This is a genomic window from Cellulomonas uda (genome assembly GCF_006538705.1).
Lineage (GTDB): Bacteria > Actinomycetota > Actinomycetes > Actinomycetales > Cellulomonadaceae > Cellulomonas > Cellulomonas uda.
The window spans coordinates 29237-53255 of the sequence record NZ_BJLP01000026.1 but is presented as its reverse complement, the minus strand read 5'-3'; the positions used below and the strand labels follow the sequence as shown (position 1 = coordinate 53255).

Annotated in this window: 21 protein-coding genes; 13 read left to right on the top strand and 8 right to left on the bottom strand. The window is 73.7% G+C overall.

The window, feature by feature from the left end; translation table 11 throughout:
- From CUD01_RS09035 to CUD01_RS09025, 3 genes are all read right to left on the bottom strand, one after another.
- Nucleotides 1-768 (bottom strand): glycosyltransferase family 1 protein (locus CUD01_RS09035; protein ID WP_141320422.1); only part of this gene is annotated, 768 nt, incomplete at its 3' end.
- Complete coding sequence (locus CUD01_RS09030) at nt 765-3434, bottom strand: sodium-translocating pyrophosphatase (RefSeq protein WP_280525813.1); 2670 nt, start codon at nt 3432-3434, stop codon at nt 765-767. The genes CUD01_RS09035 and CUD01_RS09030, both read right to left, overlap by 4 nt.
- Before the next feature lie 199 nt (nt 3435-3633).
- Nucleotides 3634-3864: a hypothetical protein gene (locus CUD01_RS09025; protein ID WP_094179610.1), complete on the bottom strand. Its 231-nt coding sequence runs from the start codon at nt 3862-3864 to the stop codon at nt 3634-3636.
- Between the two features lie 89 nt (nt 3865-3953).
- Between CUD01_RS09025 and CUD01_RS09020 the strand changes: the two genes are divergently transcribed.
- On the top strand, nt 3954-4832 hold the full coding sequence (locus CUD01_RS09020; protein ID WP_218023849.1) for a DUF72 domain-containing protein: 879 nt from the start codon (nt 3954-3956) through the stop codon (nt 4830-4832).
- A 24-nt stretch (nt 4833-4856) separates the two neighbouring features.
- Here CUD01_RS09020 and CUD01_RS09015 read toward each other — a convergent pair whose 3' ends face one another.
- On the bottom strand, nt 4857-5231 hold the full coding sequence (locus CUD01_RS09015) for an RNA-binding S4 domain-containing protein (RefSeq protein WP_174773859.1): 375 nt from the start codon (nt 5229-5231) through the stop codon (nt 4857-4859).
- A gap of 73 nt (nt 5232-5304) precedes the next feature.
- On the opposite strand from CUD01_RS09015, the gene CUD01_RS09010 reads away from it, so the two are divergent.
- Nucleotides 5305-5757, top strand: a complete 453-nt coding sequence (locus CUD01_RS09010; RefSeq protein ID WP_141320420.1) for a GyrI-like domain-containing protein — start codon at nt 5305-5307, stop codon at nt 5755-5757.
- 6 nt (nt 5758-5763) lie between these two features.
- On the opposite strand, the gene CUD01_RS09005 is transcribed toward CUD01_RS09010, so the two are convergent.
- Nucleotides 5764-6072, bottom strand: coding sequence for a DUF2249 domain-containing protein (locus tag CUD01_RS09005; RefSeq protein WP_094179613.1), 309 nt, complete (start codon nt 6070-6072; stop codon nt 5764-5766).
- Nucleotides 6073-6181: 109 nt separating this feature from the next.
- Entirely contained in the window at nt 6182-6955 is a 774-nt protein-coding gene (locus tag CUD01_RS09000; RefSeq protein ID WP_141320418.1) for a helix-turn-helix transcriptional regulator, read from the bottom strand.
- An 87-nt stretch (nt 6956-7042) separates the two neighbouring features.
- Between CUD01_RS09000 and CUD01_RS08995 the strand changes: the two genes are divergently transcribed.
- Together CUD01_RS08995 and CUD01_RS08990 are read left to right on the top strand one after the other, a co-directional pair.
- The gene (locus CUD01_RS08995; protein WP_244937726.1) at nt 7043-8227 is read left to right on the top strand and encodes a DUF8744 domain-containing protein; all 1185 of its coding nucleotides are present in this window, start codon (nt 7043-7045) and stop codon (nt 8225-8227) included.
- Nucleotides 8224-10962 (top strand): multicopper oxidase domain-containing protein, encoded by a 2739-nt coding sequence (locus CUD01_RS08990; RefSeq protein WP_141320416.1) that lies wholly within the window; start codon nt 8224-8226, stop codon nt 10960-10962. Before CUD01_RS08995 ends, CUD01_RS08990 begins: the two co-directional genes overlap by 4 nt.
- A gap of 67 nt (nt 10963-11029) precedes the next feature.
- Here CUD01_RS08990 and pgi read toward each other — a convergent pair whose 3' ends face one another.
- Nucleotides 11030-12709 carry a glucose-6-phosphate isomerase gene (gene pgi, locus CUD01_RS08985; protein ID WP_141320414.1) on the bottom strand — a complete coding sequence of 560 codons (1680 nt, stop codon included), beginning with the start codon at nt 12707-12709 and terminating at the stop codon, nt 11030-11032.
- A gap of 106 nt (nt 12710-12815) precedes the next feature.
- On the opposite strand from pgi, the gene CUD01_RS08980 reads away from it, so the two are divergent.
- The 9 genes from CUD01_RS08980 to CUD01_RS16525 all read left to right on the top strand — a co-directional run bounded on the left by CUD01_RS08980 (nt 12816) and on the right by CUD01_RS16525 (nt 22463).
- Nucleotides 12816-13130 (top strand): hypothetical protein, encoded by a 315-nt coding sequence (locus CUD01_RS08980; protein WP_141320412.1) that lies wholly within the window; start codon nt 12816-12818, stop codon nt 13128-13130.
- 142 nt (nt 13131-13272) lie between these two features.
- Nucleotides 13273-15867, top strand: a complete 2595-nt coding sequence (locus tag CUD01_RS17300; RefSeq protein ID WP_307722674.1) for an ROK family protein — start codon at nt 13273-13275, stop codon at nt 15865-15867.
- Between the two features lie 107 nt (nt 15868-15974).
- Nucleotides 15975-16955 (top strand): carbohydrate ABC transporter permease, encoded by a 981-nt coding sequence (locus tag CUD01_RS08965; protein ID WP_141320410.1) that lies wholly within the window; start codon nt 15975-15977, stop codon nt 16953-16955.
- On the top strand, nt 16952-17875 hold the full coding sequence (locus CUD01_RS08960; protein ID WP_141320408.1) for a carbohydrate ABC transporter permease: 924 nt from the start codon (nt 16952-16954) through the stop codon (nt 17873-17875). Before CUD01_RS08965 ends, CUD01_RS08960 begins: the two co-directional genes overlap by 4 nt.
- A gap of 3 nt (nt 17876-17878) precedes the next feature.
- Nucleotides 17879-18919: an ROK family protein gene (locus CUD01_RS08955; protein ID WP_094179621.1), complete on the top strand. Its 1041-nt coding sequence runs from the start codon at nt 17879-17881 to the stop codon at nt 18917-18919.
- The gene (gene nagB / locus CUD01_RS08950) at nt 18919-19701 is read left to right on the top strand and encodes a glucosamine-6-phosphate deaminase (protein ID WP_141320406.1); all 783 of its coding nucleotides are present in this window, start codon (nt 18919-18921) and stop codon (nt 19699-19701) included. The genes CUD01_RS08955 and nagB overlap by 1 nt, the downstream gene beginning before the upstream one ends.
- 74 nt (nt 19702-19775) lie before the next feature.
- Entirely contained in the window at nt 19776-20150 is a 375-nt protein-coding gene (locus CUD01_RS08945; RefSeq protein ID WP_094179623.1) for a DUF3039 domain-containing protein, read from the top strand.
- Nucleotides 20147-21958, top strand: a complete 1812-nt coding sequence (locus CUD01_RS08940) for a DEAD/DEAH box helicase (protein WP_141320404.1) — start codon at nt 20147-20149, stop codon at nt 21956-21958. The genes CUD01_RS08945 and CUD01_RS08940 overlap by 4 nt, the downstream gene beginning before the upstream one ends.
- Before the next feature lie 358 nt (nt 21959-22316).
- Nucleotides 22317-22463 carry a hypothetical protein gene (locus CUD01_RS16525; protein WP_166772103.1) on the top strand — a complete coding sequence of 49 codons (147 nt, stop codon included), beginning with the start codon at nt 22317-22319 and terminating at the stop codon, nt 22461-22463.
- 144 nt (nt 22464-22607) lie between these two features.
- Here CUD01_RS16525 and CUD01_RS08935 read toward each other — a convergent pair whose 3' ends face one another.
- The gene (locus tag CUD01_RS08935) at nt 22608-23978 is read right to left on the bottom strand and encodes a nicotinate phosphoribosyltransferase (RefSeq protein WP_141320402.1); all 1371 of its coding nucleotides are present in this window, start codon (nt 23976-23978) and stop codon (nt 22608-22610) included.
- Nucleotides 23979-24019 lie beyond the last annotated feature (41 nt).

The following is a 24019-nucleotide window of genomic DNA, read 5'->3' as shown; positions in this document are numbered from 1 at the left end:
CGCGAGGAACGCGGTGGTGTGCGACAGGGCTTCCCAGTAGTCGTCGCGGCTCGCGGTGAGCGGGCCGAGCCACACCCAGTCGTGCCGGGACAGGCGCATGGCGTCCTCGGAGACCAGGTGCGACTCGACCAGGCGGGCCTCGACGCGCAGCGGGACGCGCTTGTGCACGCGTTCGACGACGTCGACGAACACCTGCGGCTGCTTGCGCTCCGACAGCCAGATCGCGGGGTAGAGGACCACGGGGACGTCGGGCTCGTGGCGGGGGTGCACGTGCTCGAGCCGGATGCCGAGGTTGACCCACCCGATGCGGGCCTGCTCGGCGAGCTGCTGGACGGTCCACTGCCCGACGATCTCGCGGACCTCGGTCGCGGTGCGCTCGGAGTTGGCGAACGTGGGGAACAGCGCGCACGACAGGCCGAGGCACGCGCGGTCGACGGGGTGCGTGAACTGCGACGTGGTCCACCACACGAAGTTCATGACGCGCGGCTCGGTGCCGGGCCGGGCGGTGCCGGAGCGGGCGAGCGTGCGCCAGACGGCGGCGGAGTCGACGACGTCCATGTTGATGACGACGGTGTCGCTCGCGTCGAGGAACTCGAGCGGCAGGACGTCGAACCCGTCGCAGCGGCGGGGGCCGTCGCCCACGAGGACGGAGCCGGGGAACACGCGCAGCAGGCGGCGCACGAGCGTCGCGCCGGCGTCGTGCCCGGCGACCTGGCCGTCGGGGTCGACGAGCACGTCCCGGTAGCGGACCGCGATGCGGGTGCTCATGACACGCTCGCCTCCTTCACGACGAGCTCGTCGTCGACGGGCCGCGCCGGCACGGGCAAGGCGGGCTCGGCGGACGCGGACTTCTCGGACGCGTGCTCGTCGGCCGGCGGCTCGTCGGCGGGTGCGAGGGGCGCACCCTCGTCGTCGTCCTCGAGCGACGTACGGATCCGCATGCCGTAGAACGAGCGGTGCACGAAGAACGCGGAGATGACGAAGAACACCGCGGCGAGGGACACGACGAGCGTGTGCAGGCCGTCGTCGGTCAACGAGACCGCGAGGTCGACGGCCAGGAGGCCGAACAGGGTCGTGAACTTGATGACGGGGTTGAGGGCGACCGACGAGGTGTCCTTGTACGGGTCGCCGACGGTGTCGCCGACGATCGTCGCGTCGTGCAGCGAGGTGCCCTTGGCGTGCAGGTCCGTCTCGACGATCTTCTTCGCGTTGTCCCACGCGCCGCCGGCGTTCGCCATGAAGATCGCCTGGTAGAGGCCGAACGTCGCGATGGACACCAGGTAGCCGATGAAGAAGTACGGCTCGACGAACGCGAACGCGAGCGTCGCGAAGAACACGCCGAGGAACATCGTGAGCATGCCCTGCTGCGCGTACTGCGTGCAGATCTCGACGACGCGGCGCGAGTCCTCCTCGGACGCCTTGGTGACGCCGTCGAGCTTGATGGTGGTCTTGATGAACTCGACCGCGCGGTGCGCACCCGTGGTGACGGCCTGGATCGAGGCGCCGGTGAACCAGAAGATCACGGCGCCACCGGTGATGAGGCCCAGCAGGAACGGCGGGTGCAGCAGCGAGAGGTTCTCGATGCCCTCGGTGAGACCGCCGGTCAGGCCCATGATGATCGAGAAGATCATGGTCGTCGCACCGACCACGGCGGTGCCGATGAGCACGGGCTTGGCGGTCGCCTTGAACGTGTTCCCGGCGCCGTCGTTCTCCTCGAGCATGAGCTTGCCGCGCTCCCACTGGGGCTGGAAGCCGTAGTCGCGCTCGAGCTCGGCGTCGATGTCCTCGATGTCCTCGATGACGGACAGCTCGTACACGCTCTGCGCGTTGTCCGTGACGGGCCCGTAGGAGTCCACGGCGATCGTGACGGGCCCCATGCCCAGGAACCCGAACGCGACGAGCCCGAACGAGAACACCGCGGGCGCGACCATGAGGTCGCCGAGGCCCTGTTCGCTGATGAGGTAGGACCCGCCCATGAGCCCGACGATCGCGATACCCAGCCAGTAGGCCGAGAAGTTGCCGGCGACGAGCCCGGACAGGATGTTGAGCGACGGCCCACCCTGGCGCGAGGACTTCACGACCTCGCGGACGTGCCGCGAGGAGGTCGACGTGAACGCCTTGACGAGCTCGGGGATGAGCGCGCCCGCGAGCGTGCCGCACGAGACGATCGTCGCGAGCTTCCACCACTGGTCCGCGGCCGCGGTGTCCGCGAGGACGAACCACGTCGTCAGGAACGTCGCGACGATGCACGCGGCGGACGTCAGCCACACGAGGTTCGACAGGGGGCGCTCGAAGTCCATCCGTTCCGCGTCGCGGTAGCGGCGCGCGGTCCACAGGTCGTTGAGCTGGTAGGACACGGCGGACGCGACGATCATCACGGCCCGCACGACGAAGATCCAGATGAGCAGGCTTGCCTGCACCGCCGGGTCGTGGACGCCGAGCAGCACGAACGTCACGAGCGCGACGCCGGTGACGCCGTACGTCTCGAAGCCGTCCGCGGACGGGCCGACGGAGTCGCCCGCGTTGTCGCCCGTGCAGTCGGCGATCACACCGGGGTTGCGGGCGTCGTCCTCCTTGATCTTGAAGACGATCTTCATGAGGTCCGAGCCGATGTCGGCGATCTTGGTGAAGATGCCGCCGGCGATGCGCAGCGCGCTCGCGCCCAGGGACTCGCCGATCGCGAACCCGATGAAGCACGCACCCGCGATCTCGCGCGGCAGGAACATGAGGATGACGAGCATCATCAGCAGCTCGAGGCTGATGAGCACCATGCCGATCGACATGCCCGCCTTGAGCGGCATGCGGTGCAGGGGGAGCGGCTTGCCGCGCAGGCTCGCGAACGCGACCCGGCTGTTGGCGAGCGTGTTGACGCGGATCCCGAACCACGCGACCGAGTACGAGCCGGCCATGCCGATCAGGCTGAACGCGATCACGACCGCGACGCGGCCCCACCCGAACCCGACGAGCACCTTGTAGTACACGACGATCACCGCGGCGATGAACGCCCACAGCACCACGAGGAACTTGCCCTGCTGCGCCAGGTACGCCTTGCAGGTCGAGTAGATGAGCTCGGAGACCTCACGCATCGAGGCGTGCACCTCGAGCTTGCGCATCTGCAGGTACGTCGCGACACCCATCGCCAGGCCCATGACGCACACGACGAGCCCGAGCCCGAGCAGCGCGCGCCCCGACAGCCCGCCGAGGACGGTGACCTGGCTCAGGTCGGGCAGGGCGAGGCTCGCCTCGCCGCCGTGCACGGAGCCCTCGCTCGTCGTGCTCTGCCCGCACCCCGCGAGCAGGGCCGTGAGGGCGAGCAGGCCGACGAGCAGGCGTGCTCGGCGACGACGCGACGGTGCCGACCCCTCGTGCGGCGACGCCCCGGGGGCGTGGGCGGCGGTGCTGCGTTCGGCTGCGGTGCGGGCGGCGGTGTCCACGATCTCCCCTGAGAGGTGAGGTGCTCTTGGGGTCGACGCTAGGAGCGCAGGTCAGGCCGGGCGTGAGTCGAAGGTCACACACGCCCCGGCGCGGTGGCCGTACACGGGTGACGCGCACGCGTCCCGGGACGACGAGAGCCGCCGCCCGGGAGACGGGCGGCGGCTCTCCGCGCTGGAGGACGCGTGGTGGGGCCGGAGGTCAGCGGTCCTCGAGGGCCGGGATGATCGTGGTCGGGATCGCGAACGCGAGGCTGATCGACGCGATGGCGCCGAAGAAGACCCACGGCTTCGCGGCGTCGACCACGTCGAACGACACCGCGAACAGGGCGATGCCGACGAAGAACAGCAGGAACGTGAAGAACACGGTGACGGCGCGCTCCGCGGAGCCGGAACGGTCGTCGTCGCGACGCTGCAGGACGGGTTCGCTCATGCGGGTCAGCCTACCCGGGACGTTGGTCCCAGGTGAGCGACCGCCCGGCCGGTCCTGCCGATCTCCCCGCGAGAGTGCAGGCTGGCCGCGTGACGGTGCGCATCGGGATCTCGGGCTGGCGGTACGCGCCGTGGCGCGGCGTGTTCTACCCGCGCGGACTGCCGCAGCGCGCCGAGCTCGAGTACGCGGCGCAGCGCATGACGAGCATCGAGGTCAACGGCTCGTTCTACGCGCTGCAACGCCCCGCCAGCTACCAGACGTGGGCCGCGCAGGTGCCGCAGGGCTTCGTGTTCTCGGTCAAGGGCCCTCGGTTCGTCACGCACCTCAAGAAGCTCGCCGACGTGCGCACGCCGGTGGCCAACTTCCTCGCCTCGGGCGTGCTCGCGCTCGGCCCGCAGCTCGGTCCCGTGCTGTGGCAGCTCCCGCCCACCCTCGGCTTCGACGTGGACCGTCTCGCGTCGTTCTTCGACCTCCTGCCACGCAGCACCGCGGCCGCGGCGGCGCTCGCGGAGCAGCACGACGAGCGGCTCGAGGGACGTGCGTGGACGACGACCGACGCCGACCGTCCGCTGCGCCACGTGCTCGAGGTGCGCCACGCGTCGTTCGAGGTCCCGGCGTTCGTCGCGCTCGCCCGCGCGCACGGGATCGGCCTGGTCGTCGCCGACACCGCGGGCCGCTGGCCCGTGATCGAGGACGTCACCTCCGACGTGGTCTACGTGCGCCTGCACGGTGACACCGAGCTGTACGCGAGCGGCTACGACGAGCCCGCGCTCGACCGCTGGGCGCAGCGGGTGCGCGCGTGGGCCGCGGGTGGTGAGCCCGACGACGCGCGTCGGCTCGCGCTGCCCGCAGCGCCCGCCCCGCAGGGTCGCGACGTGTTCGTCTACTTCGACAACGACACGAAGGTCCGCGCCCCGTTCGACGCGCAGGGGCTCATCGCACGCGTCGCCGACCTCGCGCCCGGCTGAGCCCTCCGTGGTCCGGCGAGGCCGTCAGCCGCGCCCACGCAGCCGGTCGAGCTGGCGGCGGTCGCGCTTGGTGGGACGGCCCGCGCCGCGGTCCCGCACCCCGGCGAGCGCGACCTGGGCCTTGGGCACCGGGGCGGGGGAGCGGTCCAGGTAGCACTCGACGGCGACCGCGGCGCCGACGCGCTTGACGACGGTGCGGCGCACCTCGACGATGCGCTCACGCTCACCGCCACGCACGTGCACCTCGTCCCCGGGTACGACGATCGTCGCGGGCTTGGCGCGCTCGCCGTTGACGCGCACGTGGCCGGCGCGGCACGCCGCACCCGCCGCGGACCTCGTCGGGAACAGGCGCACGGCCCAGCACCACGCGTCGACGCGCGCCCGTACCACCTCGGCCATGCCCCCAGGTTGGCACACGCACTGGCGCACCCGGGCGCGGCGCGAGAGGGTGCGAGACGACGAGGAGGTCGACATGGACATCGAGCAGGTCGAGCTGCCGACGACGACGGTGGCGGTGGTGCACGAGCGCGTGCCGATGGACGCGCTGAGCGCGTTCTACGACCGCGCCTACCGCCAGGTGCAGGAGACGCTCGGAGCCGCGGGCGTGCCGCCGACCGGCCCCGCGATCGGGTGGTACGGCGAGATGCCGAGCGACACCGCCGACGTCGCGGCAGGGTTCGCGGTGCCGCCCGACGCGGTCGTCGACGGGTTGGAGCTCCTGACCCTCGCCGGCGGGTCCGCGGTGGTCGGCGTCCACCGCGGACCGTACGACCGCCTGCCGGACGCGTGGAGCACCGTGGTCGCGTGGTGCCGTGAGCAGGGCGTCCAGGGCCGCGGCGACTTCTGGGAGGAGTACGTCACGGACCCGGACCCGGGCGGTGACCCGGAGCAGAACGTCACCCGGCTGGTCCTGCCCCTGCTGTGAGGCAGGTCAGGCGCGGCGGGTGATCTTGACCGTCCACGCCTCGGGGCCGTCGACGAGCACCTCGGTGTCGATCGGGGCGCGCTCGGCGAGCTGAGCGAGCAGCGGGCGCGGCAGGTGGGGCGCGACGAGCACGAGCGACTGGCCGGGGGCGATCGCCTCGAACGCGCCGAAGACCGTCGCGTGCCGGATGGCGTGGGGGATGGCGCGCACGTCCAGGACGGGGTCGGCCTCGTCGTGGCCGCCGCAGCCGCAGGAGTGCTGCTGCTCAGCGGGCTCGGGCGCGGTGCTGAGGATGTCGACGTCCTGCGTGGTCATGACGGTCTCCCGAGGTCGTGTGCTGGGGCTCGTCGCACGGGTCGTGCGCGCGTCGAGGCCAGATTGTCACGGCGCCCGCCGTGGATAAAGGACCTATGGCCCTGGTGGGTCAGGCGTCCGCGAGGGGCGCGGTCGAGCGCCGCAGCTCGAGGACGCAGTGCTCGCGCCCGACGAACGGACGCAGCCGGTCCGCGGTGAGCGGCCCTCCGACGGTCTCGAGCACACCGCTCGCGAGCCCCAGGTGCACGCTGCACACCACGTCGGGCCGCTCGCGCGCGAGCTCGAGGAACGGACAGCGCCACAGGTGGATGCGCAGCGCGTCGTCGTCGCGCTCCGGGTCGAAGCCGAGCCGGTCCAGGTGCCCCTCGAGCGCGTCGAGCTGGCGGCGCTCGACGGCGCGCGACGCGTCGCCCGCGTCCGGCCCGCCGGGCGTCACCGCCGCCGGATCGGGCAACGGCTCGACCGTCGGCTCGAGCACCCCGCCCGGCGCCGTGAGCGCGTAGCCCGCGGACCGTGCCGCCTCTCGTGTCGGGCCGAGGTCGCGCCCGAAGCCGCTGATCAGCACCCTGGTCAGGGCGACGTGCGCGATCGACTCCTCGAGCCGGCCCATCGCGATGGGGTCGCGGCGCGCGTCGTCGGGCGACGCGACGCGGTAGAGCATGCGCGGGCGGCCCCGCACGGTGCGCGCCTCGGGCGTCCGGACCGCGTACCCGTCGGCGACGAGCCGGGCGAGGTGCTCACGCGTCGTGTTCTCGTGCAGGCCCGTGGCGGCGGCGAGCTCGCCGACCGTGTGCGAGCCGCCGCGCTGCAGGATCCGCAGCAGGTCGACGCGGCTCGCCGCGGCGAGCGTGCGCTCCGCGGGGGTGCGTCGGGGTGCCGGCATGTCGTCAGTATCGGGCCTGCGTACCGGGGCTCCGGGCGGGACCTCGGTCCCGCGCGCCCGCCTGCGCGGGTTAACTACGGTCCAGACGTGGAAAACACGTCACGACGCGCGGTGCCGACCGTGCGCCTGGTCCTGCTGCTGCCCGCAGGGGTCGCGATGCTCGCGGGCCTCGACGCCGCGCTCACGCTGCTCGGGCTGACCGCACCCGTCCCGTCCGAGCGGCTCGCGGACGTGCACGGACCGCTCATGGTCCTGGGCTTCGTCGGCACCCTCGTCGCGCTCGAACGGGCCGTGGCGCTCGCCCCCGCGACGGCGGGTGAACGTGCGCGGCCGTGGGCGTGGGCCGCGCCCGCCCTGCTCGGCGCGGGCGCGCTCCTGCTCGTCGCACCCCTCCCGCTCGCGGCCGGCCGGGTGTGCCTGGTGGCCGGCTCGGCCGTGCTCGTGGCGCTCTACCGCGCGGCCTGGCGCCGGCGCGCGGACGACGCGATCGCCGTGCAGGGGCTCGGGGCGCTCGCCACGGTCGGTGCCGCGACGCTGTGGGCAGCAGACGTCCCCGTGCCGCACCTCGCGCCCTGGCTCGTGACGTTCCTCGTGCTCACCGTCGTCGGCGAACGGCTCGAGCTCATGCGGATCGCACCCGTCCCCGCTGCGGCGGGGCGGGGTGTCGTCGCCGGTGCGTGTGCGCTCGTCGCAGGTGCGGCCCTGGCCCTCGTGTGGCCCGCGGTGGGCAGCGCGGTGCTCGGCGCGGCGCTCGTCGGCCTCGTCGTCCTGCTCGCCCGGTTCGACGTCGCCCGCCGCACCGTGCGCGGCACCGGGCTCCCGCGGTTCATGGCCGTCGCCATGCTCGGCTCGTTCACCTGGCTCGCCGTCGCCGGGGGGCTGTGGATGGTCGGTGGGCCGACGACGAGCGGACCGCGGTACGACGCGCTGCTGCACGCCGTGTTCCTGGGCTTCGTGATGTCGATGGTGATGGCGCACGCCCCCGTGATCCTGCCCGCGGTGCTGCGCCGGCCGCTGCCGTACCGGCCCGTCATGTACGTACCGCTCACCCTGCTGCACGTGACCCTGCTGCTGCGTGTCCTCGGCGACGCACGCGACGCGGCGGTCGTCGTGCAGGTGGCGGGCGTCGGCAACGTCGTCGCGGTGCTCACGTTCGTCGTCGTCGCCGTCACGAGCGTGCTCCTCGGTCCGCCCGCCCGGCCCGGCGCACGCGCCGACCGCACGCCGGCTCGCAGCGACGCCGCGGCCGGCGCGCTCGAGGTCGTCGCGTGACGCGCGCGTCGTGGCACGTGCGGGCCAACGCCCTCGTGCTCGCCTGGCTCGCGGCCGCCGCGGTGCTCACCCTCGTGCACCGCTGGGTGCCGGCCGCGCAGTGGCTCATGGTGCACCTGCTCCTGCTCGGTGCGGTGAGCACCGCGATCCTGCTGTGGAGCCAGCACTTCGCGGACACGCTGCTGCGCTCGCCCGCACCCGGCGGCCGCCGCGGGCTCACCGCGCGCCTCGCGGCCCACACCGCGGGCGCGCTGCTGGTGGTCGCGGGCCTCGCCCTGCCCCGGTTCGCGCTCGTCGTCGCGGGCGGGGTGCTCGTCGCAGGTGCCGGCGGCGCACAGGTCGTCGTCCTCGTGCGCCAGATGCGCGGCGCCCTGCCCACGCGGTTCCGACCGCTCGTGCGGTGGTACGTGGCGGCAGGCACTGCGCTCCCCGTCGGTGTCGCCGGGGGCGTCGTCCTCGCGCGCGGCGCGCTCGGCGACGCGGCGCACGGGCGCCTGTACGTCGCGCACGTGGTCCTCACGCTCGTCGGCTGGGTCGCCACCACCGTGCTCGGCACGCTCATGGTGCTGTGGCCGACCGTCCAGCACGCGCGCATCGAGCCGGTCGACGAGCGCGACGGGTCCCGGGCGCTCCCCGTGGTCGCCGGCGGGCTCGCGCTGGTCCTGCTCGCGACCGCGACCGGGGTGCGCTGGCTGGTGCCCGTGGGGTGCGTCGTCGTCGCCGGGGGCGCAGGCCTCGTCGCGCGCGTGATGTGGCGTCAGCGCCGCGCGGCCGCGCCTGTCGTCGCGGCGAACGCCGCACGGCCGCACGCAGGCCGGACCGCGCCGGTCTACGTCCCGCCCGTGCTCGCGCCCGCCTCGCTCGCCGCGTCCGTGCTGTGGCTCGTCGGGTCGCTGGTCGCGTTCGGCGCGGTCGTCGTCGCCGCGCCCGGGTGGGACGCCGCCGCGGACCGCGTGCGCGGGCTGGTCGCACCGTTCGCCGTCGGGTTCGCGGCGCAGGTCCTCGTCGGTGCGCTGTCCCACCTGCTGCCCGTGGTGCTGGGCGGCGGCCCCGCGACCGCACGGGCCACGGCGGCCCAGCTCGAGCGCGGCGCGGTCGTCCGGCTCGTGCTCGTCAACGGCGGGCTCCTGCTGTTCTGCGCGCCGGTGCCCAGCGCGGTGCGCGTCGTCGTCTCCATGGTGGTGCTCGGCGCCCTCGCGTCCTTCCTGGTGCTCGCGGTCCGGGCCGTCGCGCTCGCGCGTCGCGGGGCGCCCGCTCCTGCGCACCCGGACACGCCGACCGACGCACCCTCGACGGTCCGTCGGTCGGGCGCCGTCGCGGTGGGCGTGGGTGCGCTCGCGCTCGCGCTCGTCGTCGGCGTCGCGATGGACCCGCCGGCCGCGGGGATCCCGACCGCCGGTGCCGCGGACGGTGGCGGCTCCGGCCGGGTCGAGGCGAGCGGTCGCACGACGACCGTGCGCGTCGAGGCGCGCGACATGCGGTTCGTCCCGTCCCGTGTCGAGGTCCCCGCCGGCGACCGGCTCGTGCTCGAGGTCACCAACGTCGACGACGACGTGCACGACCTCGTCGTCGCGAACGGTGCGACGAGCGGGCGGCTCGCGCCCGGCGAGAGCGCACGTGTCGACGTCGGCGTCGTCGGCGCCGCGCTCGACGCCTGGTGCTCGGTGGCGGGGCACCGGCTCATGGGGATGACGCTCGACATCGTCGTGACGGGGGACGCGCAGGTCGCGGCACCCGACGACACCGCGGACGACGCGGTCGGCCCGTCGGAGCACGCAGGGCACGACGGTCACAGCGCCGACGGCGGCGTCGGTGACGGCGACGCCCCCGCGCCGTCCGCCGCGGACCTGCTCGACCTCATGGCGCGGCCGGACGACGCGTTCGTCGCGCGGGACGCCGCGCTCGACCCCCTCGGCCCCGACGAGGGGCCTGTCACGAGGCACGTGACGCTCCCGGTGCAGGAGGTGGTCCGCGAGGTCGCGCCGGGCGTGCGGCAGCGCCTGTGGACGTTCGGCGGCACCGCCCCCGGACCCGTGCTGCACGGACGCGTGGGGGACAGGTTCGTCGTGACGCTCGTCAACGACGGCTCGATCGGTCACTCGATCGACTTCCACGCGGGTGCCCTCGCGCCCGACGACGTCATGCGCACCATCCAGCCCGGCGAGACGCTCACGTACTCGTTCACCGCGACGCGGTCGGGCATGTGGATGTACCACTGCTCGACGATGCCCATGTCGGTGCACATCGCGAACGGCATGTCCGGTGCGGTCGTCATCGAGCCGGACGGGCTCGCCCCGGTCGACGCGCAGTACGCGCTCGTGCAGTCCGAGCTGTACCTGGGGCCGCAGGACGGCGAGGTGGACGCCGCGCGTGTGGCCTCGCGGTCGCCCGACCTGGTGGTGCTCAACGGGTACGCGAACCAGTACCGGGACCGGCCGCTGACGGCCGCCGCGGGCGAGCGGGTGCGGCTGTGGGTGCTCGACGCGGGCCCGAACCGGCCGAGCGCGTTCCACGTCGTCGGCGGGCAGTTCGACACCGTCTACCGCGAGGGCGAGTACACGCTGCGGGACGGCGGTTCGACGGGGACGGGCGGTGCGCAGGTGCTCGCGCTGCAACCGGCCGAAGGCGGTTTCGTCGAGCTGACGTTCCCCGAGCCGGGGACCTACCCGTTCGTCTCGCACGTCATGTCGGACGCCGAGAAGGGTGCGTCGGGCCGGGTCGTCGTCACGCCCTGAGACCAGCAACGGGTGGAGAAGCGCTCGTCAGGCGAGCGCTTCTCCACCCGTTGCGGTGGGTGCGGCGTCAGGCGCGCAGCGACAGGTACGTCTCGATCAGGTGCTTGGTCGACGGGTCCTGCGCGTCGAGCGCCGCGGAATCGCCCTCGACGGCCGGCGCGATCTCGAGCGCGAGCTTCTTGCCGAGCTCGACGCCCCACTGGTCGAACGAGTCGATGCCCCAGACCACGCCCTGCACGAACGTGATGTGCTCGTACAGCGCGATGAGCTGGCCCAGCACCGACGGCGTGAGGGCCGCGGCGAGGATGGACGTCGTCGGGCGGTTGCCCGAGAAGACGCGCGCGGGGACGATCGCCTCGTCCGTGCCCTCGGCGCGCACCTCGTCGGCGGTCTTGCCGAACGCGAGCGCCTTGGTCTGCGCGAAGAAGTTCGCCAGGAACAGGCCGTGCACGTCCGTGCCGCCGTCCTGCAGCGGGTGGGCCGGGTTGGCGACGGCGATGAAGTCCGCCGGGATCAGGCGCGTGCCCTGGTGGATGAGCTGGTAGAACGCGTGCTGCCCGTTGGTGCCCGGCTCGCCCCAGAACACCTCGCCCGTGTCGGTGGTGACGGGCGAGCCGTCCCAGCGCACGGACTTGCCGTTGGACTCCATCGTCAGCTGCTGCAGGTACGCCGGGAACCGGTGCAGGTACTGCGCGTAGGGCAGCACGGCGTGCGTGTGCGCGCCCAGGAAGTTGACGTACCAGACGTTGAGCAGCCCCATGAGGACGGGCACGTTCTGCGCGAACGGCGTCGTCGCGACGTGCTCGTCGACCGCGTGGAAGCCCGCGAGGAAGTCACGGAACGCGTCGGGGCCGATCGCGATGGCGACCGACGTCCCGATCGCCGAGTCCACCGAGTAGCGGCCGCCGACCCAGTCCCAGAAGCCGAACGCGTTCGCCGGGTCGATGCCGAACGCCGCGACCTTGTCGAGCGCGGTCGACACCGCGACGAAGTGCTGCGCGACCGCGGCGGTGCGCGCCTCGTCGGTGTCCGCGATCGCGCCCGTGGCGGCGAGCTGCTGCCACAGCCACTCGCGCGCGAGGCGCGCGTTGGTCAGGGTCTCGAGCGTGCCGAACGTCTTGGACGCGACGATGAACAGCGTCGTGGTGGGGTCGAGGCCCTTGACCTTCTCCGCGAGGTCGGTCGGGTCGATGTTCGAGACGAACCGCACCTCGAGGCCGTCCTGGACGTACGGCTTGAGCGCCTCGTAGACCATCACGGGCCCGAGGTCGGAGCCGCCGATGCCGATGTTGACGACCGTGCGCACGCGCTCACCGGTCACGCCGGTCCACTCGCCCGAGCGCACCGTGTCGGCGAACGCGTAGACCTTCTCGAGCTCGGCCTGCACGTCGGTGTCGACGTCCTGCCCGTCGACGACGAGCGCGGGGGAGGACCCGGCCGGACGGCGCAGCGCGGTGTGCAGCACCGCGCGGTCCTCGGTGACGTTGATGTGCTCGCCCCGCAGCATCGCCTGCAGGCGGTCCGCGACGCCGGTCTGCTCCGCGAGCTGCACCAGCAGCGCGAGCGTCTCGTCGGTCACGAGGTTCTTCGACAGGTCGACGTGCAGGTCCGCGAGGCGGAACGTCAGGCGCTGCGCACGCTGCGGGTCGGCGGCGAACCAGCCGCGCAGGTCCGGCGTGAGCGTCGACTCGTGCTCCGACAGGTCCTGCCAGGCGGGCGTCGTCGTGGGGTCGATCGGGGTGGTCACGGTGGGTCCCTCCGGGAAGTGACGAGGGCTCCCAACCTAGTGCGCACGCGGACGTCGCCGCACGGGACGTCCGTGGGACCCGGGCGGGCGACGTAGGGTCCCTGGCGTGCCTCGACGTGTCCCTGTCGCCCTGCTCGCCGCGCTGTCGCTCGTCGTGTCGTTCGCCGTCGCGCAGCTCACCGGGGTCCGCCTGCTCGGGGGAGCGGTGCTCGTGGTCGGCGCGGCGTGGTGCGTGGTGCGGGCGTGGCGGCCCGCGGGGCCGGTGCGCTGCGCCGCGCTCGTGCTCCTGGGCGCCGGCTGTTTCGTCGCGTCCCACGTGCTGGCCCGCACCTCGCTCGGTGCGTGGGCCTCGGTCGCGCTGGTCGCCGCCGTGCTGGGCGTCGCCACGTGGTTCCTGGTGGACCGGCGCCCGCGCGCCTGACCTCGGACGGGCGCGTCCGGACGCCACGGGCCGAGCGAACGGCCGGGCGCGTGAGTCGGGCGCGTGTCGGGACGGTCACGATGTGATCACGGTCACCGGACGCTCTTGACCCGTGATTAATAAAGAAGGTCTACCAACAAACATGCCAGCGACCACCACGCAGCCGGGAACCCGCGGACGAGCCCTGCGGCCCACCGCGAAGGTCCTGCCCGGGCACGCCCGCGTGCACAACCGGTCGCTCGTGCTCGCGCACCTGTTCCACACCGGCCCGTCGTCGCGCGCCGACATCGCGCGCAGCAGCGGGCTCACGCGCGTCACGGTCTCGACGCTCGTCGCCGACCTCATCGAGGAGGGGCTGGTCGAGGAGCTCGGCGTGCGGTCCGAGGGCAAGGTCGGCAAGCCCGCGACGCTCGTCGGGATGCGTACCGAGGCGTTCCAGGTGGTCGCGGTCGACCTGACCGACGACGCCACGATCCTCGGCGCCGTCCTCACGCTCACGGGCGAGGTCGTCTCGCGGCACGAGGCTCCCCTCGACGGGCGCTCGGGGGAGGCGGCCGTCGTCGCGCTCGAGGGGGTGTGCCGCGCGCTGCTGGCCGCCGCGGACCGTCCGGTGATCGGCGTCGGCATCGCCTCGCCCGGCGTCATCCGCACCGACGGGCTCGTCGTGCAGGCGCCCAACCGCGGCTGGTACGACCTGGAGCTCGCCACGCTGCTGCACACGCGGCTCGGGGTCCCCGTGCACGTCGCGAACGACGCCAACGCCCGCGCGCTCGGCGAGTTCACCTACGGCAGCGCGTCCGGCTCCGGCTCGATGGTCGTGACCGTCGGGCAGGGCGTCGGCGCCGGGCTCGTCGTCGACGGCGCGCTCGTGCTCGGCCGCAACAACGCCGCGGGCGAGATCGGCCACGTGACCGTCGTCGACGCGACGACCCCCGGCGAGACACCCGCCGCGTGCGCGTGCGGACGCGCCGGCTGCCTCGAGACCGTGCTGAGCGTGCCGGCCCTGCGCCGCCGCGTCGCAGGCCTCGACCCCCAGGAGTCCGACGCCGCGCTGGCGTCGGTCGGACGGATGCTGGGCATCGCCCTGGCACCCGTCGTCAGCGCGCTCGACCTCGCGGAGGTCCTGCTCTCCGGCCCCACGGAGCTGCTGGACGGTCCCCTGCGCGAGGCGGCGCTCACGGCCATCCGGACCAGGACCATGCCCGTCATCGGGCGCGGGCTCGCGGTGCGGATGGGTTCGCTCGACGAGGACGGCGCGCTGGCCGGTGCGGCGGTGCTCGTCCTCGGGGCAGCTCGGGGTCACGTGACGACCCCGAGCCGCCCCCTTGCAGTGTCACGGCACCATCCCGGCGAACGCCGCCCCGGCGCTCGCCTCGCACTCGGGAGGAACCCCAACGTGAAGATGCTACGGTTCGCGGCCCTCGGCGTGGCGGCGACGCTCGCGCTGACCGCCTGCAGCTCCGGCTCGGACGAGCCTGCGGACGGCACGACGACCGCCGGCGGCGACGGCACGCAGGCCGCCGAGGCGGCCGACATCACCCTGTGGCTCGCCGGCGGCGACACCAACAAGGACCTGCGCACGTACCTCGTGGACACGTTCGCCGAGCAGAACCCCGGCTCGACGCTGACCATCGAGGAGGTCGCCTGGCCCGACCTGGTCACCAAGCTCACCACCGCGCTGCCCGACGCGGCGAACACGCCCGACGTCGTCGAGATCGGCAACACGCAGTCGCCGACGTTCACCACGGTCGGTGCGTTCCGCGACCTCACGCCGCTGTACGACGAGCTCGGCGGCGACAAGCTGCTCCAGTCGTTCGTCGACGTGGGGTCCGTCGACGGCAAGAACTTCGCGCTGCCGTACTACTTCGGCTCGCGCTACATGTTCTACCGCAAGGACATCTGGACGGCGGCGGGTGTCGAGGTGCCTCAGACGCTCGCCGAGTTCACCGAGGCCGTCGCCAAGCTCAAGACCGACACGCAGTCGGGCTTCGCGATGGGCGGCCAGGACTGGCGCAACGGCATCTCGTGGGTGTTCGCCAACGGCGGCGAGCTCGCGACCGTCGACGGCACGACGTGGACCTCGACGCTGTCCGACCCGAGCACCATCAAGGGCCTCGAGCAGTGGCAGGAGGTGTACCAGAAGGCGTCGAACCTGCCCTCGACCGAGCGCGACGTCGCGTACTGGGACTTCCTCAACGACGGCACCGACGGCACCGGTCCGGACGCCGCGACGATCATGGCGCCGGGCTGGGCGCGCTGGTCGATCGGCGACATCACCAAGAACGACGCGGGCGAGGAGGTGCGCGACGGCATGGCGGACGACACGAAGTTCGACATCTTCGCGCTCCCGGGCGTCGAGGGCGGCATCGCGCCGGTGTTCGCGGGCGGCTCCAACATCGCCGTCTCGGCCAAGTCGCAGCACCCCGAGCTCGCCGAGAACCTCCTGCGGATCATCTTCTCGGAGGAGTACCAGACGATGCTCGGCGGCGCGGGCCTCGGCCCGGGCAACTCGGACTACGTGTCCTCGCTCGGCGACGACAAGTTCGCCCAGACGATGATCGAGACGGCCGCGGCCTCGAAGCTCACGCCGGCCGCGCCGGGCTGGGCCGCGATCGAGGGCGCGTTCGTCTACGAAGAGCTGTTCCAGAAGATCGCCGACGGCGGTGACGTGACCGCGCTGGCGAAGGAGTACGACGCCAAGCTCACGCCGATGCTCAACGGCGGCGCCGCGGGCTGACCCGCCGCGCCCGAGAACCGGCCGTCCGCGGGGGAGCCCCCTGCACCCCCGCGGACGGCCCCCGGGCCGTGGCGCTCCGCGCACGGCCACGGACCCCAGGAGACCCCATGTCCCACGACGCCGCCCTCGGCGTGCCCGCGCACACCGACGGCGCCCCCACCCCACCGGCGGCCCGCCCGGCGACCGCACCCCGCGTGCGCCGGCGCCGCGCACCCGCCGCCCCCTACCTCCTGCTCGTCCCCGCGGTCGTCGCGCTGCTCGCAGGCCTCGCGTACCCCGTCGGCCGGCAGGTCGTCATGTCGCTGCAGAGGTACGGGCTCGAGCAGCAGTTCGGCCAGCCGCCGCAGTTCGTCGGGCTCGACAACTTCGCGCGCGTCTTCACCGACGACAGCCTGTGGGCGGTCGTCACGCGCTCGATCGTGTTCTGCCTCGTCAACGCGCTGCTCACGGTCGCGATCGGGTTGGCGTTCGCCCTGCTCATGCGCGCCGTGCACACCGCCGTGCGCCTCACGCTCCAGGTCTGCCTGCTCCTCGCGTGGGCCATGCCCATGGTCGCCGGCGTGACCGTGTTCAAGTGGCTGTTCGACTACCGCACGGGCGTCGTCAACTGGCTGCTCGTGCAGCTGGGCCTGGACGGGTTCCGCGACTTCTCGTGGCTGTCTCAGCCGTTCACGTTCTTCCTCGTCGCGACTCTCGTCATCGTCTGGATGTCGGTCCCGTTCGTGGCGCTGTCGATCTACGCGGGCCTGACCGCGGTGCCCGAGGAGGTCCTCGAGGCCGCGCGCATCGACGGGGCGTCGGGACGTCAGCAGCTGTGGCACATCCTGCTGCCGATGGTGAAGCCCGTGCTCTCGATCGTCCTGCTGCTGCAGGTCATCTGGGACCTGCGGGTGTTCGCGCAGATCCGCCTGCTGCAGGACGCCGGCGCCCCCGTCTCCGAGACCAACCTGCTCGGCAACTTCATCTACGAGCTCGGCATGAGCCGGCAGGACTTCGGCGGCGCGGCCGCGGTCTCGATCTTCGTCCTGCTCCTCACCGTCGCGCTGAGCTGGCCGTACGTCCGCAGTCTCCTGAAGGAGGACGCATGAGCGCCATCGCGCCCGCGCAGCCGTCGCGTCCCGCGACCGTCACCCGGTCCGACGCGGCCCGCCCGCAGCACGCGCCCGGCCGCACCCGCCGTCGCGTGCGCGGCATCGCGCTCGGGGCGGTCGGCCTGGTGTGCGCGCTCGTCTGGGTGTTCCCCGTGTACTGGATGGTGCTCTCGGCGTTCACGCCCGCCGCGTACCTGCGCTCGTCGACGCCCGAGTTCCTGCCGTTGCACGCGACCGGGGTCAACTTCTCCCGCGTGCTCGAGGGTGGCGGGTTCACGAGCGCGCTGCGCTTGAGCCTCGCGGTCACCTCGCTCACCGTCCTGGCGGTCCTGGTGTTCGCGTTCTTCGGTGCGCTCGCCATCAGCCGGTGGCGGTTCCGCGGGCGCCGGTCGTTCGTGCTCGCGGTGCTGTTCATCCAGATGCTGCCCGCCGAGGGGCTGTTCATCGCGCAGTACAAGATGCTCTCGGGCGTGCACCTGCTCGACTCCGTCATCGGCGTCACCGTGCTCTACACCGCGGCGGTCATCCCGTTCACCATCTGGATGCTGCGCGGGTTCGTCGCGGGCGTGCCCGCCGAGCTCGAGGAGGCCGCGATGGTCGACGGCCTGTCCCGCACGCAGGCGTTCCTGCGCATCACCTTCCCGCTGCTCGCACCGGGCCTCGTCGCGTCGGGCGTGTACGCGTTCCTGCAGGCGTGGAACGAGTTCACGATCGCGCTCGTCGCGCTGCCGTCGCAGTCCAGCCAGACGCTGCCGCTGTGGCTGCGCGAGTTCCTGTCGGCGTCCGCGAACCGCGGCGTCGACTGGGGCCAGGTGATGGCCGCCTCGACGCTCATCGCGATCCCCGTGATCGTGTTCTTCCTGGTCGTGCAGGGCCGGATGACGTCCGGCCTGGTCTCCGGCGCGGTCAAGGGCTGAGCGATGACGGACCTCACGACGACCGGGCCCCCGAGCCCGGCGACGGGCCACGCGCTCGCCCCTCCCGCACCACGCCCCGGCGTCGGCGCGGGCCCGTCCGTGGGCGTCGACGTCGGCGGGACGACCACGGTCGCGGTCGTGCTGGACGACGAGGGTCGCGTGGGCGAGCGCGACGTCTCGCCGACGCCGAGCGGCGCCACCGCGGTCGCGCAGCACGCCGCGGGGGCCGTCCGGCGCGCCGCGGCGCGTGCGGGCGTGGCGCTCGAGGACCTCACGGGCGTCGGCGTGGGCGTGCCCGGCGTGGTGGACCCCGGCGAGGGCACGGTCGCGAACGCGGTGAACCTCGGGATCGACCGGCCCGCGCCGCTCGCCGCCCTCGTCGCCGCCGCGCTCGCGGACGGCCGCGACGCGGCGCGCACCCCGCGTGTCGTCCTCGAGAACGACCTCAACGCGGCCGTCCTGGGCGCCGCGCACGTGCTGCGCGAGCGGTCGGGCGAGACGGTCGACGACCTCGCGTTCATCGCCCTCGGGACCGGGCTCGCGGCGGGCATCATGCTCGACGGCCGGCTGCGCCGCGGCCCGCACCGCGCCGCGGGCGAGATCGGCCACCTGCGCTACGTGCCCGACGGGCTGCCGTGCAAGTGCGGCCAGTCGGGCTGCCTCGAGCGGTACGCGTCCGGCTCGGCGCTCGACGCCGCGTGGGGACCCGCACGCTCGGGCCGGCCCGCGCCCGTGGAGGTCTTCGAGGCCGCGGCGGCGGGGGAGCCGCTGGCCGTGCGGGTGCGCGACGAGTTCGTCGCCGCGGTCGCCGGCGCGGTCCGCGTGCTCGTGCTCACGTGCGACGTCGGCCGGGTGGTCATCGGCGGCGGGGTCGCGCAGCTCGGTGAGCCGCTGCTGCACGCGCTCGTCGTCGAGCTCGAGCGGCAGGCCGCGTCGTCGCCGTTCCTGGCGGCGGCCGACCTGCCCGGCCGGGTCCAGCTCGCGCCCGCGGGACTGCCCGTGGGCGCCGTCGGGGCGGCGCTCGTCGCCCGAGGAGGTCGTTGATGGAGGTCGTGATCGCACCCGCGCCCGCGCTCGCGCGGCTCGCGGCGGACGCGGTCGAGCGGCTCGTTCGTGCCCGTCCCACCGCGGTGCTGGGGCTCGCGACGGGGTCCAGCCCGCTCGCGGTGTACGACGAGCTCGCGCGCCGCCACCGCGAGGACGGGCTGTCGTTCGCGCGCGTGCGCGCGTTCATGCTCGACGAGTACGTCGGGCTCCCGGCGGACCACCCGCAGCGGTACCGCAACGTCATCGAGGCCGAGATCGCCTCGCGGGTCGACCTCGCACCGGGCGCCGTCCTGGGGCCGGACGGGCTGGCGCAGGACCTCGCGGCCGCGTGCGCCGGCTACGAGCGCGCGATCGCGGACGCCGGCGGGGTGGACCTGCAGCTGCTGGGCATCGGGACGGACGGGCACGTCGCGTTCAACGAGCCGGGCTCGTCGCTCGCGTCGCGCACACGCATCAAGACGCTCACGCGCCAGACGCGTGAGGACAACGCGCGGTTCTTCGACGACGACGTGACGGCGGTGCCCACGCACTGCCTCACCCAGGGGCTCGCGACGATCATGGCGGCGCGCCACCTGGTGCTGCTCGCGCAGGGCCGTAGCAAGGCCGAGGCGGTCCACCAGCTCGTCGAGGGGCCGGTGTCCGCGCTGTGGCCGGCCACCGTGCTGCAGCACCACCCGCACGTCACGGTGCTCGTGGACGACGCGGCGGCGAGCCGTCTGCAGCTGGCCGACTACTACCGCGAGACGTACGCGGCCAAGCCCGCGTGGCAGACGCTCTGACGTCGGCCGGGCGCGTCCCGCTGCGCGAGACCGACCCCCGTGGGGTGTCGGCCGTGCGACGTAGACTGCCCGACATGAGTGAACCGCAGTTCCCGCCCGCCGGCCCCGACGACCCGTTCGGCCCGGACCAGGCGACGGGGACCAGCGTCCTCGAGCGCACGGAGTCGACCGAGCAGGTCGAGCCGGGCGACCACGAGCGGTTCGCGCACTACGTGCGCAAGGAGAAGATCACGGAGTCCGCGGTGACCGGGAAGCCGGTCGTCGCGCTGTGCGGCAAGGTGTGGGTCCCGGGCCGGGACCCGAACAAGTTCCCCGTGTGCCCCACGTGCAAGCAGATCTACGAGGGTCTGCGGCCGCCGCAGGACGGCGACGGGCAGTCCGGCGGTGACGGCGGCTCCGGAGGCTCGGGCGGCGGGCGCCGCTGGGGCTTCGGGCGCGGCGGGCGTTGAGCGCCGCCTTCGAACCGTCCACCACGCACGCGTCGACGTCGGCGGCATCGCACCTGCCGCCGGCCTTCCCGTCGCGTGCGCCCTGGGGGACGGCGGGCAAGCTGCGGGCCTGGCAGGCCGAGGCGCTCGAGCTCTACCGGGCACGGGAGCCGCGGGACTTCCTCGCGGTCGCGACGCCCGGCGCGGGCAAGACGACGTTCGCGCTGCGCATCGCGACCGAGCTGCTCGAGCGGCGCGTGGTGCGCCGCGTCACGGTCGTGGCGCCCACCGACCATCTCAAGCGGCAGTGGGCGGACGCGGCCGCGCGCGTCGGGATCCGGCTCGACCCGAGCTTCTCGAACGCGCAGGGGCGGCACGGGCACGGGTTCGACGGCGTGGCGGTGACGTACGCCCAGGTCGCGAACAAGCCGGCGCTGCACGCGGCCCGCACCACTGCGGCGCGCACGCTCGTGATCCTCGACGAGGTGCACCACGGCGGGGACGCGCTGTCCTGGGGCGACGGCGTGCGCGAGGCGTTCGATGGCGCCGAGCGGCGCCTGGCGCTGACGGGCACGCCGTTCCGCTCGGACACCGCCGCGATCCCGTTCGTCACGTACGAGCGTGACGCGCACGGCATCCGCCGCTCGGTCGCGGACTACTCCTACGGCTACGGCGACGCGCTGCGCGACCACGTGGTGCGCCCGGTGATCTTCCTGTCCTACTCGGGCGCCATGCGCTGGCGCACGAAGACGGGCGACGAGGTCAGCGCCCGGCTCGGCGAGGCCATGACCAAGGACATGACCGCGCAGGCGTGGCGCACGGCGCTGGACCCGGGCGGCGAGTGGATCCCGGCCGTCATCCAGGCCGCCGACCGCCGGCTCACGGAGGTGCGGCGCAGCGTGCCGGACGCGGGCGCGATGATCATCGCGACCGACCAGACCGACGCGCGCGCGTACGCGGGCCACATCGCGCGGATCACGGGCACCTCGCCCACGGTCGTGCTGTCCGACGACGACGGCGCGAGCGACAAGATCGACGAGTTCTCCGCCGGCGACTCGCGTTGGCTCGTGGCGGTGCGCATGGTCTCCGAGGGCGTGGACGTGCCCCGGCTGGCGGTGGGCGTGTACGCGACCAGCACGTCGACGCCGCTGTTCTTCGCGCAGGCCGTCGGGCGGTTCGTCCGGGCGCGCCGGCGGGGTGAGACGGCGTCGGTGTTCCTGCCGTCCGTCCCGCAGCTGCTCGAGCTCGCGAACACCCTCGAGGCCGAGCGCGACCACGCGCTCGACCGGCCGAGGACCGCGGAGGAGGACGGCGCGGGCTTCAACCCCGAGGACGCGCTGCTCGCCGCGGCGAACCGTGAGCAGAACGGGCCGGACGCGGTCGGCTCGGACGGCCTGCAGGGCACGTTCGAGGCGCTCGAGGCGCAGGCGTCGTTCGACCGCGTGCTGTTCGACGGCGGCGAGTTCGGCACGGGCGCGGAGGTGGGCTCCGACGAGGAGCTGGACTTCCTCGGCCTGCCGGGGCTGCTCGACGCCGACCAGGTGTCCGCGCTGCTGCGACAGCGCCAGGCCGACCAGCTCAAGGGCCGGCGGTCCGTCCGGACCGCGGCACCGGACCTCGAGGCGATGGACCACCGCCGGCAGGCGGAGCTGCGCAAGGAGCTCGCGCAGCTCGTGGGCGGGTGGGCGCGGCGCAGCGGGCAGCCGCACGGGTCGGTGCACGCGGAGCTGCGGCGGCGGTGCGGGGGGCCGGAGGTCGCTCTCGCGGACCCGGCGCAGCTCGAGGCGCGCATCGCGATGGTGCGCGGCTGGTTCGTCGGCAAGCGCTAGCTCGTCGGCAAGCGCTAGCTCGTCGGCACGTGGTCAGCGGCGCCCTAATCGCTTGACCTTTCTCCTCCGGAAGGGCCGGCGCAACCCCCGTCTCAGGATATGGACGGCCTGCGCGCTGGACGTTGCGTGAGAACCTGCAGGTCAGCGCCGTGGACGCGCGTCCACATAGCAGCGGCCGATCCGCTCGCAAGTGGTGCGTTCGACGTGCCGATCGCCGCGGGGCGCGGGAACGTTGTCGTGCTCGAAGAACGCAAGGCTCCACGGAGAAATCCCACGGAACCGTACGAGCGGGCGCCGCGGACCGGCCCCGCTCCCTCCCGCCGGCAGTCCCCCTGCCGGCCGACGAAAGGGGTACGCGATGCCCTCGTGGCTCATCCTCGTCATCATCGGTGTCGTCCTGCTGGTCCTCGGCTTCGGAGGCGTCGGCCAGTTCCTCATCTGGATCGGTCTCGCCGTCCTGGTCGTGAGCCTCGTCCTGGCCCTCGCGGGCCGTCGTCGCGTGTAGCGACGACCTCGGTGGGCGCCTGACGCGCCCGCGACACGACAGACGGACGCCGGCCCCCGCGACGGGGGGCCGGCGTCCGTCGTGCGTGTCCGTCGTGCATGTCCGTCGTGCGTGGGGCGGGCCCGCGTCCTGGGGCGCAGGACGTCAGTCGAGCGTGAGCGCGACCGTCGGTACCGCGGCCTCGTCGGCGGACAGGCGCCGCGCCCCCCGGGGCAGCTCGGCCCGGGACTCCTGGTGCCGCTCGGCGGCGGTCGTGACGCCTCGCGGACCCGTCCAGCGGGGGTCGACCTCGCCCTCCACGACGAGCGGCACGTGCAGCGGGCGCAGCACGTCGGGGCCGCGGTCGTCCGCGAACGACGCGAGCGCCGTGTCGGGCGACGCGGAGACGGCCCGCACCCGCTCGTCGGGCCCCGCGACGAGGACCTCCTCGACGGCCCGCCCGTCGACCGTGCGGCGTGCCGCGGCCTTGCGACCACCGACGCTGGTCTTGGCGGTGGAGGCCTTCGCGACGGGCTGCATGACCCCGTCCCGGTCCTCGCGGGCGACGAGCTTGTAGACCATCCCGCACGTGGGCGCGCCCGAGCCGGTGACGACCGACGTGCCGACGCCGTAGGAGTCGACGGGGGCGACCGCGAGCGCGGCGATGGCGTGCTCGTCCAGGTCGGACGTCACGGTGATCCGCACGGACCGCGCGCCGGCGGCGTCGAGCTGCGCGCGGACCTCGTGCGCGAGGACGGCCAGGTCGCCCGAGTCGAGCCGCACCGCGCCGAGGCCCGGCCCGGCGGCCTCGAGCGCCGCGGCGACACCGCTGCGGACGTCGTACGTGTCGACCAGGAGCGTGGTGCCCGCGCCGAGCGCGTCGACCTGCGACGCGAACGCGGCGGCCTCGTCGTCGTGCAGCAGCGTGAACGCGTGGGCGGCCGTGCCGATCGTCGGGATGCCGTAGCGGCGGCCCGCCTCGAGGTTCGAGGTCCCCGCGAACCCGGCGACCGCCGCGGCGCGCGCGGCGGCGACGCCCGCCCACTCGTGCGCGCGCCGCGAGCCCATCTCGAGGCACGGGCGGTCGAGCGCCGCGCTGGTCATGCGGGACGCCGCGGACGCCACCGCGGAGTCGTAGTTCAGGACGGAGAGCACGAACGTCTCGAGCAGCACCGCCTCCGCGAACGTGCCCTCGACGACGAGCACGGGGGACTGCGGGAAGAACACCTCGCCCTCGGCGTAGCCGACGACGGAGCCCGTGAACCGGTACCCCGCCAGGAACTCGAGCGTCGCGTCGTCGACGACGCGCTCGTCCGCGAGCCAGTCGAGCTCGGCCGTCCCGAACCGGAACCGGTCGAGCTCCTCGAGCACGCGGCCCGTGCCGGCCACCACCCCGTACCGCCGCCCGGGCGGCAGGCGACGCGTGAACACCTCGAAGACGCACCGCCGCTGTGCCGTGCCGTCACGCAGCGCCGCCTGCAGCATGGTCAGCTCGTACCGGTCTGTCAGGAGCGCGGACGTGGCGTGCGTCGTCATGGCCACACGCTAGGGGTGAAGCACGTGTGCGCGCTGCCTAG

Excerpts from the sequence above, each read along its gene's own strand:
- CUD01_RS09025 (WP_094179610.1), bottom strand. The coding sequence starts at position 3,864 with ATGAGCGAACCCGTCCTGCAGCGTCGCGACGACGACCGTTCCGGCTCC.
- CUD01_RS09015 (WP_174773859.1), bottom strand. The coding sequence starts at position 5,231 with ATGGCCGAGGTGGTACGGGCGCGCGTCGACGCGTGGTGCTGGGCCGTG.
- CUD01_RS09010 (WP_141320420.1), top strand. The coding sequence starts at position 5,305 with ATGGACATCGAGCAGGTCGAGCTGCCGACGACGACGGTGGCGGTGGTG.
- CUD01_RS09005 (WP_094179613.1), bottom strand. The coding sequence starts at position 6,072 with ATGACCACGCAGGACGTCGACATCCTCAGCACCGCGCCCGAGCCCGCT.
- CUD01_RS09000 (WP_141320418.1), bottom strand. The coding sequence starts at position 6,955 with ATGCCGGCACCCCGACGCACCCCCGCGGAGCGCACGCTCGCCGCGGCG.
- CUD01_RS17300 (WP_307722674.1), top strand. The coding sequence starts at position 13,273 with ATGCCAGCGACCACCACGCAGCCGGGAACCCGCGGACGAGCCCTGCGG.
- CUD01_RS08965 (WP_141320410.1), top strand. The coding sequence starts at position 15,975 with ATGTCCCACGACGCCGCCCTCGGCGTGCCCGCGCACACCGACGGCGCC.
- CUD01_RS08960 (WP_141320408.1), top strand. The coding sequence starts at position 16,952 with ATGAGCGCCATCGCGCCCGCGCAGCCGTCGCGTCCCGCGACCGTCACC.
- CUD01_RS08955 (WP_094179621.1), top strand. The coding sequence starts at position 17,879 with ATGACGGACCTCACGACGACCGGGCCCCCGAGCCCGGCGACGGGCCAC.
- nagB (WP_141320406.1), top strand. The coding sequence starts at position 18,919 with ATGGAGGTCGTGATCGCACCCGCGCCCGCGCTCGCGCGGCTCGCGGCG.
- CUD01_RS08945 (WP_094179623.1), top strand. The coding sequence starts at position 19,776 with ATGAGTGAACCGCAGTTCCCGCCCGCCGGCCCCGACGACCCGTTCGGC.
- CUD01_RS16525 (WP_166772103.1), top strand. The coding sequence starts at position 22,317 with ATGCCCTCGTGGCTCATCCTCGTCATCATCGGTGTCGTCCTGCTGGTC.
- CUD01_RS08935 (WP_141320402.1), bottom strand. The coding sequence starts at position 23,978 with ATGACGACGCACGCCACGTCCGCGCTCCTGACAGACCGGTACGAGCTG.